The organism is Streptomyces silvae (assembly GCF_016745505.1).
GTDB classification, from domain to species: domain Bacteria; phylum Actinomycetota; class Actinomycetes; order Streptomycetales; family Streptomycetaceae; genus Streptomyces; species Streptomyces silvae.
The window spans coordinates 21,512-36,296 of record NZ_JAERUC010000004.1; the positions used below are offsets into that span (position 1 = coordinate 21,512).

Here is a 14,785-nt window from a genome sequence, read left to right on the forward strand (position 1 = left end):
AGCTCCCGCCCCGCTCAGGCCACTGCCGTCAGCCGCCGGGCGGGGTCGCGGGCCGGGAACGTGAAGGTGTGGGCGCAGTCCCGCAGGAGCGGCGGGATCGCGAGGTGGGCGGGGCTCGGTTCGTCGGCCAGGTTGTGGTCGAGGAGGGTGTCGAAGAGGCACTCCACGGCCGAGGGGGCGAGACCGGTGGCGGCGCAGGCCTGCGGAATGTCGTGGACGGCGGCCGGGTGCAGTGCGAGGGTCCGGATGAACTCCTGCGCCTCGTACGGCAGTTGCTCATAGCTGAGGGCCAGGACGGACATCAGGTCGCGGTCCGCCGTGCGCAGGAACGCGGTACGGCCCGCGCTCGTGCACAGGCGCGCCGTCACGTCCGGCACGGTCCACGAAGGGCGGTCGCGCAGGCGGGTCGCCGCGATGCGCAGGGCCAGCGGGTGGTGCCCGCACAGGGCGACCGTCCGGGTCAGGGACGCGCCGGTGCAGGCGTCTCCCGCGATGCGGCGGAACAGGGCCTCCGCGTCCGCCGCACCCAGCGCGCCCAAGGGCAGCGAGAGGGCGCCGTCCGTCGCGGTCAGCTTGCGGCGGGTGGTGATCAGGGCGAGGGTGTCGCCCGTGCCGGGCAGCAGCGGGGCCACCTGGGCCGCGTCGGCCGCGTTGTCGAGGACGAGCAGGGCACGGCGGCCCGCGAGGCGGGAGCGCCAGATGGCGCTGAGTTCGGCCAGTCCGGCCGGGAGGGCGTCGGGCGCCGCCCCGTCGGAGCGCAGCAGCACGCCCAGCGCCTCCTCGGGGGCGAGCGGTGCGCGTGCCGGACTGAAGCCGTGCAGGTCGACGTAGTACTGGCCGTCCGGGTGGTCCGGGGTGCGGTGGTGCGCGAAGTGGACGGCGAGCGCCGTCTTGCCGATGCCGCCCATGCCGTCGATCACGACCGTACGGGGAGAACCGGCGATCCGGTCGCCGACGGCACGGTCGAGCAGGGCCAACTCGGTGGTGCGGCCGGTGAAGTCGGGCAGGTCACGCGGCAGGTAGTTGTCCTGGGCGGGGCGGGCGGGGGCGGGGGCGGGCCGGGCGGGCGCCGGTGTGCGGCGCTGCACCCGCGGGGCGTCCGCGAGGATCTCGGCCTGGAGGCGGCGCAGCCGTGGGCCGGGCTCCAGGCCCAGTTCGTCGGCGAGCAGCCGGCGGCCCTCGCCGTAGACGGCGAGCGCGTCGGCCTGCCGGCCGCCCCGGTACAGCGCGAGCATCAGACTGCCGCGCAGGGCGTCGCGCAGCGGGTACCTGGCGGTCAGCGCGGACAGTTCGGCGACCAGGGAGCCGGTCTCACCGGACGCGAGGCGCAGCTCCATCAACTCCTCGACCGCGCTGAGCCGTTGCTCGTCCAGACCGGCCGCCGCCGCGGTCACCGACGGGCAGTCGATGCCGTCGAAGGCGTCGCCGCGCCACAGGTCGACCGCCGCCTGCAGCAGCCGCATCGCCTCGGCGTCGCGGCCCTCCCGCCGGGCGGCGCGGGCGGCACGGACCCCGTCGGTGAAGCGGTGCGCGTCCACCGCGTCGGCGGGCACGTCCAGGCGGTAGCCGACGTCCACCGTGATGAGCCCGGCGCCTGCGGAGCCGGCCAGGGCGGCGCGTAGATCACGGATCGCGTTGTGCACCTGATGGCGGGCGGAAGCGGGCGGATCCTGCCACAGCTCGTCCACCAGGAAATCCATCGAAACGGCATGACGCGCGTTCAGCAGAAGAAGAGCCAGAAGTCGGCGGCGACGCATTCCGCTGAGCCGGACCGATACCCCCGACTCACGCACTTCCACCGGTCCCAGAACCAGGAAATCCATTTCCCGCACCCCCGACGTTCCGCATCATGCAGCGTGATTGCGACGCTGATGACGCTAGGCGCGCGGGCCCCTCGTATTCAACGCGAGTACCCCTCACGGCACATGCCGTACCTCCTAAGACACACTCCGGAACCGGGAATTCCCGCTTTAGGTTCCCCCCATGACACAGGCTCTTACGACTCACCTCTCCCCCGCGTCCCCTTCCGTCCTCTCCGCGTTCGACGCCCGGTGGTCCTCCGTTCTCTCCACGGCCCGCACCGTGAACCTGTGCCTGCGGGAGGCGCGCCCGCTGGTACAGGTGATGTTCGTCCTGCGGTTCGTCACGGGCGCGCTGCTGACGGCGTCCGCCGCGCACCACCGGCCGGACGCCCCGCACCTGCTGCTCGGTGCGGCCGCCTGGTGGGCGGCGACGGTGAGCGTCTATGTGTTCAACGGGGTGAGCGACCTGTGCGAGGACCGGGCCAACCGGTCCCGAAGACCGCTGGCGAGCGGCCGGCTGACCGAGGAGGCGGCCCGGCGGGCCGTAGCGGTGACCGCACTGACCGGGCTGCTGCTCAGCTGTGCGGCGGGGTGGCGGGTGGCCGAGGCCACCGCCGTCTTCCTCGCCCTGGGATACGCCTACTCCGCGCCGGCGATCGCCGCCAAGTGCCGTTCCTGGTCGGCCTCCGCGGTCACCTGTGCCGCCGCGGGGACCACCTATCTCGCCGGGGTCGCGTCCTCCGGCAGCACCCTCACCCCCGAGGCCGCGGTCTTCGCCCTGGTGCTCTCGCTCGGCGTGGGGCTGATCGCCGCGGTCGCCAAGGATCTGGGCAGCACCCGGGGTGACGCCCTCGCGGGCCGGCGCACCCTGGCCGTCATCCGCGGCGAGCACAGCGCCCGGCGCTTCTGCGCCGCCTCGGGCGGGGCGCTGACCCTGGTCCTCACGGCAGGAGCCCTGTGGGTGCACGAGCTGCCGCTCGACGCGGCGGCCGTCGTCTTCGCCGTCGGCGCCCTCTGCGTGGCGGGACGCTGCCTGCCGCTCCGAAGGAAGGGCGCCCGGATGAAATCCCGCCATTTCCGCGCCCCGTACCGGAGTTGGATGGCCACCCAGTACGCCGTCCATCTGACCGCGCTGACGGCGCTGATCTGGGCCTGAGCTTCTCGGCCCCTTATCGAACTCGCCTTCTGATCGTGCGGCCACTACTATGATCCGGCCGGACGGATGATTTGGGGAGTCGTGCCGTCCTGGCCCTGACGACTCCTCATGTCGAGGGGGCGCACCGTGGAACTTTCCGCCGATCCGGCGACCGACCGGCCGGGTCTGATCGATTCCTCCGTCGCCCGTTATGCCGACGGCCTGCGAAAGGCCTCCAATCCGCTGGTCCTCCGCCCGGAACTGTGGGCCTCCTGCGAGCAACAGGCCCGGCAGATTCTCGGCGAGTGCATCGCCACCCTGCACGGCACGCCCGTACAGGTCGCCGCGGAGGCCGAGCTCACCTCGATGGCGCTCGGTGTGCAGCGCTCCTTCGAGAAGGTCTCGCCGATCGACTCGGTGCACGCGGCCCGCGTGCTGTTCGACGTGGCGGTCGAGACGATGACCGAGGCCGCCGCCCGGCTCCCCGCCGAAGTCGCGCTCTCCCGCTTCCTGACCGCCGTACGGATGCTGCACAAGGGCATCTTCACCCGGGTCAGCGCCGCCGCCATCGGCTACGAGTCGACGACCCTGCGCGACGTCGGTCAGGCCAGCACCGCCCGCCGCCACCAGCTCGCCCGCGATCTGCACGACCACATCGGGAGCAGCATCGGCCTGGCGCTGCGCTGCCTCGACCTCTACACCATGGAGCAGGCGACGGGGGTCACCTCCACCCGCGACCGGCTGGAGGACGCCCGTCAGGCGCTGCGTGACGTGTTCAGCTTCACCCGCACCATGGTCAGCGGACTGCGCGTCAACGAACTTCACGACGGCCTGAAGGAGGAGATCGACGCCTACAGCGCCGCCGCCTCCGACCGGCCGGCCGAGGTCAGCTCCCGTATCGACGGCGACGAGTCCTGGCTGCCCGAACAGGCGCGCCAGGAGCTGTTCCTCGTGGTGCGCGAGGCCCTGCGCAACGCCTTCGCGCACGCCAGGGCCGACCACATCGACATCCTCGTCAGCGTCTTCCCCGACGCCGTGCACGCCACCGTCACCGACGACGGGGTCGGGCTGCCCTCCCCGCGCGCGGGTGACGGCACCGGCCTGACCGCCATGCGGCAGCGGGTGACCGCCCTCGGGGGGACGCTGGAGCTGATCAGCGAGCCGGGACAGGGGACGCGCGTCCAGCTCCGCATCCCGCTGGACGACGCCGGGGCGGGCGCCCGATGAGCGCGGGTGCGGGGGCCTCGGACGACATCCGGGTGCTGGCCGTGGACGACCACCGGCTGCTGCGCGAGGCACTGTGCGAGCTCCTGGAGATGTACGAGGGGCTGACGGTGGTCGCGCAGGCCGACGACGGGCCGAGCGGCGTGCGGATGGCCGGCCTGCACCGGCCGGACGTCGTGCTGCTCGACGTCGAGATGCCGGGGCCGGGCCCGCTCGCCAACCTGCGGGGGGTCCGCCAGGCGGCGCCCGAGGCGCGGATCATCATGCTGACGATGCACGGCAACCGCCAGCTCATCGACTCGCTGCTGTCCGCGGGGGCCGTGGGCTACCTCCACAAGGAGGCCGACCGGGAGGTCCTCGTCTCCGCGATCCGCAGCGCGATGGCGGGCGGCACGACGATGTTCCTGCCGCGTACGCCGAGCGGTTCGGGTCCCGAGCGGGGGCCGGCGCCCGCCGACACCCTCACCCTCCGCGAGCGGGAGCTGATGGAGCTGGTCGCGCAGGGACTGAGCAACCGGCAGATCGGCTCCCGGCTGGGGATCACCGAGGGTACGGTCAAGCGCCATCTGCGGAACATCTTCGACAAGCTCGGCGCCACCTCCCGGCTGGACGCGGTCAACCGGGTCCAGCCGCTGCGCCGTTACTGAGCCGCGGCGGCCCGTGCCGACTTCTCCCGCCGGTCGGCGATCAGCAGCGCGACCGCCGGGACGAGGGTGAGCGCGTACACGGCGAGCAGCAGACCGAAGGAATCGGCGAACGCGGCCGGTACGAGCCCGTGGTGGGACTGCGCGGCCCGGTCCAGGATGACCGTGACCACGGCGAGGGCGAAGGTGCCGCCGATCCGCTGGACCAGGTTGAGCTGCGCGGAGGCGTCCGGGATGGAGCGCGGCTCGACCGACTCGAAGGCGCGGGTCATGGCCGGCACGATGGTCAGGCCCGTTCCCAGGCCCCGGACCGCGATCGCCGCGCACAGCAGCGCGTACGACGTGCTGGACGACAGGGCGGTCAGCGGAACGGTGGCCAGCATGGTGAGGACGATCCCGATCACGACGGTGGTGCCGCCGCCGATCTTCTTCATGATCGGGCGGCAGGCGAGGCCCGCCACGACGACTCCGGTGCCGCCGGCCGACATCAGCAGACCCGTGGTGACGGCGCTCTCGCCGCGCGCCGACTCGAAGTACAGCGGGATCAGCATCATCGGGGAGAACAGGACGAAGCCGAGGCAGAAGATGTTGATGGCGGCCGTGCGGTAGACGCGGTGCGTGAACAGGCGCAGGTCGAGCAGCGGGGCTGCGGCACGCAGCTGGTGACGTACGAAGACGGCGCCGCTGACCACGGCCACCACCAGCGGGACCAGGAAGGCGGGGTGGGCGGACAGGCCCGTCTCGGAGAAGGCGTGGACGGCGAGGACGACACCGACCGTGCAGGCGGCGGCGGTCAGCAGGCCCAGCAGGTCGAGCGGGCGGCGGCCACCGTCCGGGCCGGCCGGGGTGTCCTTGGGGACGCGGCGCAGCGCCACCGCCAGCAGCACCGCGCACAGCGGGAGGTTGACGGCGTAGACCGCCCACCAGCCCCAGGCGTTGACCAGGAGTCCGCCGACGGTGGGGCCGAGCAGCGGGCTGATCAGCATGACGCTGCCGTTCAGCGCCTGGACCTGGCCGAGGCGTTCACGCGGCATGCCGCTGGTGAGCAGGATCGTGGCGACCGGGACGAGCACGCCCGCTGCGGCGCCGGACAGGGCACGCCCGGCGACCAGTTCGGGGAGCGTCGCGCTGAGGGCGCAGGCCGCCGAGCCGGCCGCGAAGACGGCGACGGAGGCGATGAAGGTGCGGCGGGTACCGAAACGCGAGGCCAGCCAGCCTGCGGCCGGCATCAGGGCGACCAGGGCCAGCAGGTAGGCGGTGACGACCCATTGGACCTGGGTGATGGCGCCGAAGCGGGCGGAGGTGTCGGCCAGCGAGACGTTGACGATGGTGGTGTCGAGCTGGGCGACGAAGGCTCCGCCCACGGCCACGGCGATGGTGAGGATCGCGGTGCGGGTGGCGGCCGCGGCCGCGGGGTCACGGACGGTCGCGGGGCCTTGGTCCGTGGCGGGGCCTCGGTCCTCGGCGGGAGGCGCGTCGGCCCCGGGAGCCGGCTCGGCAGGGCGGGCGTCCGTCGCCGTGGAGCGGTCCGCCGGGGGTGTCGGGCCCACCGCAGGCGCGGGCTCCGCCACGGAGGTCGGGTCCGTCGACGGCACCGGGGGCTCGGTTCTCTGGTCCAGGGACATACGGGGTCGTCCTTCGGGTGGGTGGTGGATCGGACTTGGGGTGGGTCGGGGACGGGCTTACGTGACCGGGTGGGGCCGCAGGGAGCGGGACGGCCCGTCGTGGAGCAGGACGGCCCGTCGTGGAGCAGGACGGCCCGCCGTGAGCGGAGCGCTCGCGGTGACCGGGCCGGGGCCGGGTGGTGCGTCGCAGGTCGGAGCGGGGGCGGCCGCATCGAGGATCAGCGCGCCGTGCCGGAGCTGGGTCACCCGCCCGAGCAAGGCCCCTCGCCAAGACCTCGGCTCAGCCGGAGTGCAGGGCCTCGGTGATGTCGTCCAGGAGCGCCCCGGCTTTCTCCCGGGCGCCCGGACGGTCGCGGCAGGCCAGGGTCAGCTCGGTGCTGTCGCCCACGCGGCAGGCGCTCAGGAACATCTCGGCGTACGGGACCAGCATCGGCAGCGTGGAGAAGGAGGTGGCGCGGAAGGCGGGCGACGAGAAGGCCTGCGGGTCGACCTCGCCGTGGTCGGAGATGATCGCCGTACAGGGGAAGCGGGTGCCGTCGAACTCGCGGGCCTCGCTCAGGTTGTTGGCGAACGGGTTGTCGCGCAGGAAGTTACGGTCGAGGACGGCGACCTCGGTCTTGGCGATCAGGGCGCGGACCAGCGTGGAGTGGACGCGTTTCCAGCCGTCGTCACGGCGCAGGTCGAGCACGAGCTGGGAGGTCAGGTTGGCGGTGGAGCGCGTCGTGGGGTCGTGGCGGCGCAGGTCCACCGGGACGATCAGGCGGCCGGTGTCCGTGGTGAGGTGGCGGGAGAGGGCGGCCGCGGCGCGGGCGGTGACCCCGGACGGTGCGGCGGGCACCCGGCGGCGCAGCCACAGGGGCTGCTCGCCCGCGGGCCCCTCGCCGACGATCGCGGGCAGCCCGGTGAGCCGGGTCGCCGCGGGGGCCGGGCGGACGTCGCCCGCCGCCGTGCGGAAGTGCGCGTCGTCCACCGTGTCCGGGCAGCCGGCCAGGTCCTCGCCGCGCAGGGACCGGAAGACGTCCGCGATCCACTGCCGCAGGCCGCGCCCGTCGGTGACGATGTGGCTGGCCCGGACGACCAGCCGGGTGGACCCCGCGTCCGGGATCAGGCCCAGTTCGCAGACGGGCCCGGTGACCACCGACAGATCGCGGTGGAAGAAGGGGTGGCCGAGGCCGGTGCCGGCGGGCAGCTCCACGACCTCGGGCACGGTGCCGGCGGCGCGCCACAGCGCGCCCCGGCGGCGTACCGCGAGGCCGGGACTCGCCTCGGTCGCCGCGCGGGCGGCCCGTCGTAGCGCGACCGCGTCGAGCGTGCCCTCGCCCTCGATCACCATCTGGATGAGCTGCGGGGTGCCTGTGGCGGCGGCGTTGAGGTAGCCCCGTTCGATCGGGGAGATGCGGCGGGTGTACGGCCGCGCGGCGGTGAGGGTCATTCCTCCTCCAAGTGGTGGAAGCGCACCGGGGCCGGTGCGTCGCAGGCGAGGGCGAGGTGCAGGGGCGGTTCGCCCTCGGCCCGCAGGACGACGGAACGCACCTCGTAGGTACCGGTGTTCGTGGGCCGCCAGCCCGGCTGCCACGCGGGCAGCCGGGTTCCGGCGAAGGTCTCCTTCGTCAGGTGCGAGGCCTTGATGAGCGCCTCGCACTCGGCGAAGTCCCTGATCGTGGCCGGCTCCTCACGGCCGAGCAGGTCGCCGAGCCAGCGCAGGGCGTTCGGCCGGTCGCGCTCGTCCTGGAGGTCCACGCCGATCGCGCGGCGGGCGGGCGCGAAGGCCACGGCGCTGTACGTGCCGACGTGCGCCACCGAGGCGGACAGGTCCAGGGAGGGCACCGACCACCGCTTGTGGCCGTCCCGCGCCAGGTCGCCGGCGGTGACCCGTACCCCGTACGTCGTGGCGAGCGCCCCCACGATCAGGGAGCGGCCCGAGGCGGACAGCCGGTGCCCCATCCGGTCGCGGGGCAGCCCGCGGTGCCGGGAGACCAGGACGTTCACCGCCTCCCCCGCCGCCGACGGCCCGTCGGGCGCCAGCGTGTAGCCGGCCAGTCCCGGATCGAGGAGCAGTCCCATCAGGGCGCCCATCACGCCTCCGGGTCGAGGACGGCCGCCGCGTAGCTGCCGCCGTACGCGAAACTCGACAGCAGCACGGGGCCGGGGGTGCCGGCTCCGGTGAGGGCGGCGACCAGGCCGAGGGCGCCCGCGCTGCCGTAGGTCTCGCCGAGCAGGGCCTTGGGGGCGAGGGCCGGCCGGCCGTCGAGGCCGGTGTGGCGCAGGGCCGCCCGTTGTGCCAGGTCGACCAGCGGGTGGCCGGACGCGGCCGAGACGACCGTGCCGATCCCCTCCGGGCCGAGGTCCGCCTCGGCGAGCGCCGAGCGCAGGGAGCGTCCCCAGGCCTCGCCGTCCCTGGCGATGCGGCCGATGCCGGCCGGTTCGCCGCTGGCGCCGAAGCCGCGGACCCGCGCCAGGACCTCGGCGCCCCGGTCCTCGGCCGCCGCCCGGCTCTCCAGCAGGATCGCCGCGGCGCCCTCGCTGAGGACGGCGCCGGTGCGCCCGCCGGGCACGACGTGCGCGGACCGGGCGTAGCCGGGGAGCGCCGCCTGGGTGGCGAGTGCCTGCTCGGGGAACTCGTCGGCGACCACCACCATGATCCGTTCGGCGGCGCCGCGGGCGATGACCCTGGCGGCGAGCTGGAGCGCGAGCACGGAGCTGGTGCCGCCGTTGGCGATGGTCGCGGTGTAGCCGCGGAAGCGGTGCAGCATCGCGACATGGCCGGCGGCGGCGTTGACGACGGTGTTGGCGAACAGGGACGGGTTGGCGCCGGTGATGCCCGAGCGCACCACGCCCTCGTGGAACCGCAGGACCGAGGTCACCGGGCCGTACCCGGTGGCGAAGACGACGCCGGTCGACTCCGCGACGGCCCGCGAGGGTTTGCCGTGGCGGGCGTACAGGTCGCCCACGGCGGACGCGGCGAGCAGGCTCAGCGGGTCCATGCGGCGGGCCCGGCTGGGGTTCGTACCGCGCGAGGCGGCCTTGATGTCGACCCGGCCGACCGGCACCCTGCCGATGCCCGGGACCTCCTCGAAGGTCTCGAAGCAGGGCCGCCCCTCGGCGAAGGCCGCGGCGATCGCCTCGGTGCCGCCCGCCGTTCCGGCCAGGCCCGCGACCCCGGTGACGACGACCTCCTGGACGGCCTCGCGGCGCGGCGGCCTGGATCCGGTGCGGCCGGGGCGGTTGAGGACGACGGAGGCGTTGTTGCCGCCGAACGCGAAGGAGTTCGACACCACCACCTCGGGGCGCGCGTCGCGGCCGGTGTCCGGGATGACGTCCAGGCCGTACGGCGAGGCGACGCCCCGGGTGTTGATGGTGGGCGGCAGGGTGCCCCGGTCGATGGCCAGGGTGCTCACCACGGCCTCGACCGCGCCGGCCGCGCCGAGGGTGTGGCCGAGGATCGACTTGGTGGAGCTGGCCGCCGGTATCTCCTGGCCGAACAGGAGCTTCAGCGCCTTGGGCTCGGAGGCGTCGTTGGCGGGGGTGCCGGTGCCGTGCAGGTTGAGGTAGTCGACGTCGGCGGGGGTGAGGCCCGCCGTGTCGAGGGCCTGGGCCATGGCGGCGCAGGCGCCCTTGCCGCTGGGGTCGGGCGCGGTCTGGTGGTAGCCGTCGCAGGACAGGCCGTATCCGCCCAGCTCCGCGAGGACACGGGCGCCGCGCGCCTCGGCCCGCTCCACCGACTCCAGGACCATGAATCCGGCGCCCTCGCCGAGGGTGAGGCCGGTGGAGGCGGACAGCGGCGAGCACGGCTCGGCGTCCAGGGCGCCGAGCGCGCTGAACCCGTAGGCGGACAGCTCCGCGAGCGGGTCGACGCCGCCGCACACGACGAAGTCGACGTCGCCCTTCCACAGCAGCTCGGCGGCGTAGCCGAGGGCGACGGCGCTGGCCGCGCAGGCGTTGGAGAGGACCACGCGCGGGCCGCGCAGATCGAACTCCGTCGCGATGTAGTCGCCCACGCAGGGCAGTTGGGAGGCGACGGCCTGTTCTGTGTCCAGCCGGCCCTCCAGGACGAGGGTGCGGTGGGTGGCCTCCAGCGTCGGCATGGCGCCGAGGCTGGAGCCCACCACGACGGCCACCCGGTCGCGGTCCACGGTGGTCAGGTCGAGACCGCTGCCGTGCAGGGCCTCGCGGATCGCCGTGGCCGCGAGCGCGTAGCAGCGGTCCAGGTCGGCGGGCTGCTCGGCGGTGGCCATGCCCGCCCAGTCGGTGAGCAGCTCGGAGGTGTCGAAGAGGGTGTTGGTACGGATGCCGGTGGTGCCGGCCGCGATCGACGACCAGCTCTTCTCCACGTCGTCACCGGCTCCGGTGATCAGTCCCAGGCCCGTCAGGGCGATGTTCGGAGGTGTCATGACCCGGCCTCTCAAGCGATCTTGACGGTGAGGGAGCGGGCGATGACCCGGGGCAGGGTCGCGGTGCGCACGGGGCGCTCGTCGCCCGCCTCGTCCGCGGCGGTCAGCTCCAGTCCCGGCACCCAGAAGGGCGTGTCGAGCAGGGCCAGGACCAGCTCCTCCTCCGGGTTGGCGGCCGGCGCCTGGTGCAGGACGGTGCCGACCTCCTGACCGGCCGCGGTGACGGGCGTACCGGCTGCGAAGCGGCTGCCGACCGGGGCGACGAGTGCGGTGAGGCGGGCCTCGGACCCGGTCGGCGCGGTCAGCTCGTCCGAGCCGTGGAACTCGCCGATCCGGCTCCAGTCGATCATCCAGGCCAGGTCGGCCTCGCCGACGCCCAGTGCGCCGAACCCGGTGGCGTACACGCCCATCCCGGCCTCGGCCTGCACCCGGGAGAGGCCTTCCTCGCCGATCTCGGCGCCGCCCTGGTCGGCGACCCCGGCGAGCACCGCCTCGTGCGCGGCCTGCGGGGCGTCGGACAGCAGCAGGTAGCCGTACTCCCCGGTGGTGCCGACGCGGGCCAGGTGGGCGGTGGCGCCGGGGACGTCGAGGGTGGACTCGGTGACGCCGTGCAGGGTCAGGCCGGAGATGTCGAAGTCCACGAAGCCGGCCGCGACCGACCAGGCCACGGGCCCCTCGAAGGCGGTGGCGCCCCAGCCGTCGGGGGACATCTCGACGGTGACACCGGCGGACGCGTCGAACCCGCCGAGGTAGGCGCCGAGTTCGTCGGCCGTGACGGCGGTGCGCGGCAGCAGCCACGACTCGTCGCCGATCTCGAAGTGCAGCAGGATCGCGAACGGCGTGCCGTCGGCGTTCAGTGCCAGCACCTCACGGACCGAGTCGGGCTCCACGTAGTCCGCGGACTTGGCGAGGAAGCCGTCGAGGAAGGTGAGCCGGTCGTCGCCGGTCAGCCGGACCAGCGGTGCGGTGACGCGGTACGCGCCGACGGCGCTGCGCAGGGTGGCGTAGTCCTCCGTGGCGGTGCGGACGGCCGGGGCGATGGTGGTGGCGGTCATGATCTGTCGTTGCCTTTCGGGTGGGTGGCTCAGAAGGAAAGGGGTGTGTCGTGTACGGAGAGCAGCCAGGCGCTCTCCCGGGCGGCGGACACTCCGCCGACGAGCAGGCCCGACGGGGTGGCGCGCAGCACCAGCTCGTCGTGCGGACCGGCTGCGGGGGCGCAGTGCAGCCACCGCCCGTCGGAGAGCCGTACGGCCGCCCGGCGGGCCCACATCTGGCGGAAGTCGCCGGAGCTCAGCTCCCAGCGCTCGCCGTCCGAGTCGAGGACGACGGCCGTCCTGAGCGGTGTCTGCGGGGTGAGCCACACGACGGTCTCGCGGTCCGTCCCGCTCGTCCGGGCGTCGACGCGGATCCCGTCGCCGTCGGCGGCGATCTCCCAGTCGAGGCCGGAGTCCGGGGCGTGGAGGCCGAGCGGGTGCTTCTCCTCCCAGGCGCCGGGGGCCGGCACCCCCCAGCCGAGCCCGGCGGCCCGGTCGTGGCGGCTGTTCTCCCGGGTCACCCACAGGCCCGCGGACCAGTGGGGGTTGTAACCGTGGGAACGGGTGCGGGGATAGGGGCTGCGCAGCACCTTGGTGGCGCCCTCCCGCCAGACGGTGACCCCGCCCGCGGCGGCGTGCACCTCCAGGCGGCGCGTGGTGTCCGCGCCGCTCGGGCGGATGGCGGTGCGCATACGGGCCACGCCGTCCGGGCCGGGTTCCAGGCCGCGCTCCAGGAGCGTGCTGTGGACCAGCCGCAGGGGCCCGTCCACCGACAGCGAGAGGCGTACGTCCCGCCCCTGCCACGTCAGCTCCGCGCCGTCCGGGACGGCCCGGGAGGCGGCGACGATCTCGGAGGCGTCGCGCACCCCCTGGCCCAGCCCGATCGGGTACGCCTGTCCGTCGTCACCGGTGAAGACGCCCTGGCGCAGGCCGACGGTCTGGAAGATCCGGCCGGTCGCGGAGCCGGTGCGGGTGAACTCCTGGAGCAGGCCGGAGCCGTCCAGGGTGAAGGTTCCGGTGACCGTGGCGTCACCGTCCCGCTCGGTGACCCGCACCCCGCCCCGGACGGGCTCCAGGGTGAGGTCGCGGGGCTCGCCCTCGCGCCAGCCGGCCGGGCGGTCGGCCCGGCAGCTCGGCCAGGTCGAGACCAGTACCGGGCCGCGGTGGCCGGCCACGAGGACGCTCAGCGTGCCGTCCTCGCCGTCCACCTCGCAGGTGAGGGCGGACTCGGTGAACCGGTACGGCGCCACCCCGCGGGTGGCCCGCACCTCGTACGGGGGCCGGGCGATGCGCAGCGCCCGCGCCGTGCCGTCGGGCTCGGTGAGGCGGGCCTCGCGCACGGCGCCCCGGTCCACGTCCACGGACGCGTCGATCCGGAACTCGCCGAGCGCCAGGCTGTAGTCGACGGTGCGGACCCCGTCCACCACCCGCACGTCCGAGCGCAGCTCGTCGTCGCGGGACTCGGTGACGGAGGCGAAGCTGGTCAGACCGCCGAGGGCCGCCGTGGCCCGCTCGCCCAGGTCGGCGAAGACGCTGCGTACGACGAGCGGGACGTAGTTGTGCAGCTCCACGTTGCCGTCCTCGCCGGGGACGGCCCGGCCCACCGAGACACAGCCGACGCGCCGGTAGAGCCGGAACGCCACGGTGTTGGCCGGGTTGACGGTCAGCCGCAGCACCAGGCAGCCGGTGCGCATCATCCACTCGACGGCCTCGGTGAACAGCCTGCCGGTGACCAGACCGCCCCGGTGGGCGGGGTGGACGAAGAACATGTCCGCGATGAGTTCGCCCGCCCGGGCCGAGCGCCGGCCGGTGTTGTGGAAGAGGCCGAACGTACCCACGAGCCGCTCGTCGTCCTCGGCGACCAGGAACGTCGCCGTCTCCCGCTCGGCCAGCTCGCGGGCCAGTTCGGCGCCGCTGACACCCCCGGCGACCGGGTTGGGGTTGTCGCGGTGGCGGGTGTAGAGCTCCGCGACGGCGTGCGCGTCGCCCTCCTGGTAAGGGCGGATCGTGAGGGCCATGACCACACCTCCTTCTGTCGGTCCTGTGGCTCTGGTTCTTCTCGGGTTCTTGCGGGTTCTTTCGGGGGGGGTCAGCCCTTGCGGCCGGTGGTGACGACGAGCGTCCCGGCGGCGGCGAGTTCGGATCCGACGCTCGCCCGCACCTTCACCTGGCGCAGGCCTCCCAGGCGCTGCCCGAGCCTGGCCTCCAGCGTGAGCTGGTCGCCGGGGACGACGAGCCGGGAGAACTTCATCTGGCTGATGGAGCCGAGGTAGCCGACGCTGCGCGAGGCGTCGTCCTCCGTGGCGCCCGTGGCGCCCTCGAGGATCTCCGCGACGTAGACGACGGCGACGAGCTGGGCCATCGACTCGACGATCATCACGCCCGGCATGATCGAGTGGTCCGGGTAGTGCCCGGCGAAGAACGGCTCGTTGACGGAGACGCTCTTGATGCCGCGGCCCGAGACGCCCGGGACGACGTCGTAGGCCCGGTCGATCATCAGCATCGGCCACCGGTGCGGCAGCATCTGCTTGATGTCGTCGGACGAGTAGCTCAGGCCCTTCCGCGCACGCGCGGCGGCCGGTGCGTCGGCGAGTGCGGTCGCGGAGCTCACGCGGCGGTCTCCCGGTCCTCGATGAAGTCGACCAGGGCGTTGATCGAGCCGAAGGCCTCGAAGTCGTCGTCGCTGATCAGCACGTCGAACTCGTTGTTGACCATGACGACGATCTCCAGCGTGTCCAGCGAGTCCATCTCCAGGCCCCTGCCGAACAGCGGCTGGTTGTCGGAGACCACGGCCGGCTCGACGTCGAGGCCGAGCCGGTTGATGATCATCGACTTGACCTTCATGTTCTTGCCGAGACGGGCCTCGGCCTGGGTGCGGATGTCCTCGAAGGTGGCGGTGGACATAGTGGGTATCTCCTGTGTATCGGTGG

At 73.8% G+C, this 14,785-nt stretch carries 12 protein-coding genes; 3 read left to right on the plus strand and 9 right to left on the minus strand.

Annotation, left to right across the window (positions count from 1 at the left end; translation table 11 throughout):
- Positions 1-14: 14 nt before the first annotated feature.
- Complete coding sequence (locus tag JKV81_RS00410) at positions 15-1,823, minus strand: AfsR/SARP family transcriptional regulator (protein WP_268980606.1); 1,809 nt, start codon at positions 1,821-1,823, stop codon at positions 15-17.
- A 160-nt stretch (positions 1,824-1,983) separates the two neighbouring features.
- On the opposite strand from JKV81_RS00410, the gene JKV81_RS00415 reads away from it, so the two are divergent.
- The 3 genes from JKV81_RS00415 to JKV81_RS00425 all read left to right on the plus strand — a co-directional run bounded on the left by JKV81_RS00415 (position 1,984) and on the right by JKV81_RS00425 (position 4,808).
- On the plus strand, positions 1,984-2,958 hold the full coding sequence (locus tag JKV81_RS00415) for a UbiA family prenyltransferase (protein WP_129264715.1): 975 nt from the start codon (positions 1,984-1,986) through the stop codon (positions 2,956-2,958).
- 126 nt (positions 2,959-3,084) lie between these two features.
- Positions 3,085-4,164 carry a sensor histidine kinase gene (locus JKV81_RS00420; RefSeq protein WP_202074685.1) on the plus strand — a complete coding sequence of 360 codons (1,080 nt, stop codon included), beginning with the start codon at positions 3,085-3,087 and terminating at the stop codon, positions 4,162-4,164.
- On the plus strand, positions 4,161-4,808 hold the full coding sequence (locus tag JKV81_RS00425; RefSeq protein WP_202074686.1) for a response regulator: 648 nt from the start codon (positions 4,161-4,163) through the stop codon (positions 4,806-4,808). The genes JKV81_RS00420 and JKV81_RS00425 overlap by 4 nt, the downstream gene beginning before the upstream one ends.
- On the opposite strand, the gene JKV81_RS00430 is transcribed toward JKV81_RS00425, so the two are convergent.
- The 8 genes from JKV81_RS00430 to JKV81_RS00465 all read right to left on the minus strand — a co-directional run bounded on the left by JKV81_RS00430 (position 4,802) and on the right by JKV81_RS00465 (position 14,759).
- Positions 4,802-6,430, minus strand: coding sequence for a DHA2 family efflux MFS transporter permease subunit (locus tag JKV81_RS00430; protein WP_202074687.1), 1,629 nt, complete (start codon positions 6,428-6,430; stop codon positions 4,802-4,804). The genes JKV81_RS00425 and JKV81_RS00430 overlap by 7 nt on opposite strands.
- 280 nt (positions 6,431-6,710) lie before the next feature.
- The gene (locus JKV81_RS00435; protein WP_202074688.1) at positions 6,711-7,862 is read right to left on the minus strand and encodes a hypothetical protein; all 1,152 of its coding nucleotides are present in this window, start codon (positions 7,860-7,862) and stop codon (positions 6,711-6,713) included.
- Positions 7,859-8,506, minus strand: coding sequence for a hypothetical protein (locus tag JKV81_RS00440; protein WP_202074689.1), 648 nt, complete (start codon positions 8,504-8,506; stop codon positions 7,859-7,861). Before JKV81_RS00440 ends, JKV81_RS00435 begins: the two co-directional genes overlap by 4 nt.
- On the minus strand, positions 8,506-10,821 hold the full coding sequence (locus JKV81_RS00445) for a beta-ketoacyl-[acyl-carrier-protein] synthase family protein (RefSeq protein ID WP_202074690.1): 2,316 nt from the start codon (positions 10,819-10,821) through the stop codon (positions 8,506-8,508). Before JKV81_RS00445 ends, JKV81_RS00440 begins: the two co-directional genes overlap by 1 nt.
- An 11-nt stretch (positions 10,822-10,832) precedes the next feature.
- A complete protein-coding gene (locus JKV81_RS00450) occupies positions 10,833-11,876 on the minus strand; it encodes an aminomethyltransferase family protein (protein ID WP_202074691.1) in 1,044 nt (347 codons plus the stop codon).
- A 29-nt stretch (positions 11,877-11,905) separates the two neighbouring features.
- Positions 11,906-13,873, minus strand: a complete 1,968-nt coding sequence (locus JKV81_RS00455; RefSeq protein WP_202074692.1) for a GNAT family N-acetyltransferase — start codon at positions 13,871-13,873, stop codon at positions 11,906-11,908.
- A 71-nt stretch (positions 13,874-13,944) separates the two neighbouring features.
- Positions 13,945-14,466, minus strand: a complete 522-nt coding sequence (gene fabZ, locus JKV81_RS00460) for a 3-hydroxyacyl-ACP dehydratase FabZ (protein WP_202074693.1) — start codon at positions 14,464-14,466, stop codon at positions 13,945-13,947.
- On the minus strand, positions 14,463-14,759 hold the full coding sequence (locus JKV81_RS00465; protein WP_124278028.1) for an acyl carrier protein: 297 nt from the start codon (positions 14,757-14,759) through the stop codon (positions 14,463-14,465). Before JKV81_RS00465 ends, fabZ begins: the two co-directional genes overlap by 4 nt.
- Between the last annotated feature and the right edge of the window lie 26 nt (positions 14,760-14,785).

Excerpts from the sequence above, each read along its gene's own strand:
- JKV81_RS00410 (WP_268980606.1), bottom strand. The coding sequence starts at position 1,823 with ATGGATTTCCTGGTTCTGGGACCGGTGGAAGTGCGTGAGTCGGGGGTA.
- JKV81_RS00415 (WP_129264715.1), top strand. The coding sequence starts at position 1,984 with ATGACACAGGCTCTTACGACTCACCTCTCCCCCGCGTCCCCTTCCGTC.
- JKV81_RS00425 (WP_202074686.1), top strand. The coding sequence starts at position 4,161 with ATGAGCGCGGGTGCGGGGGCCTCGGACGACATCCGGGTGCTGGCCGTG.
- JKV81_RS00430 (WP_202074687.1), bottom strand. The coding sequence starts at position 6,430 with ATGTCCCTGGACCAGAGAACCGAGCCCCCGGTGCCGTCGACGGACCCG.
- JKV81_RS00435 (WP_202074688.1), bottom strand. The coding sequence starts at position 7,862 with ATGACCCTCACCGCCGCGCGGCCGTACACCCGCCGCATCTCCCCGATC.
- JKV81_RS00440 (WP_202074689.1), bottom strand. The coding sequence starts at position 8,506 with ATGGGCGCCCTGATGGGACTGCTCCTCGATCCGGGACTGGCCGGCTAC.
- JKV81_RS00445 (WP_202074690.1), bottom strand. The coding sequence starts at position 10,821 with ATGACACCTCCGAACATCGCCCTGACGGGCCTGGGACTGATCACCGGA.
- JKV81_RS00450 (WP_202074691.1), bottom strand. The coding sequence starts at position 11,876 with ATGACCGCCACCACCATCGCCCCGGCCGTCCGCACCGCCACGGAGGAC.
- JKV81_RS00455 (WP_202074692.1), bottom strand. The coding sequence starts at position 13,873 with ATGGCCCTCACGATCCGCCCTTACCAGGAGGGCGACGCGCACGCCGTC.
- JKV81_RS00465 (WP_124278028.1), bottom strand. The coding sequence starts at position 14,759 with ATGTCCACCGCCACCTTCGAGGACATCCGCACCCAGGCCGAGGCCCGT.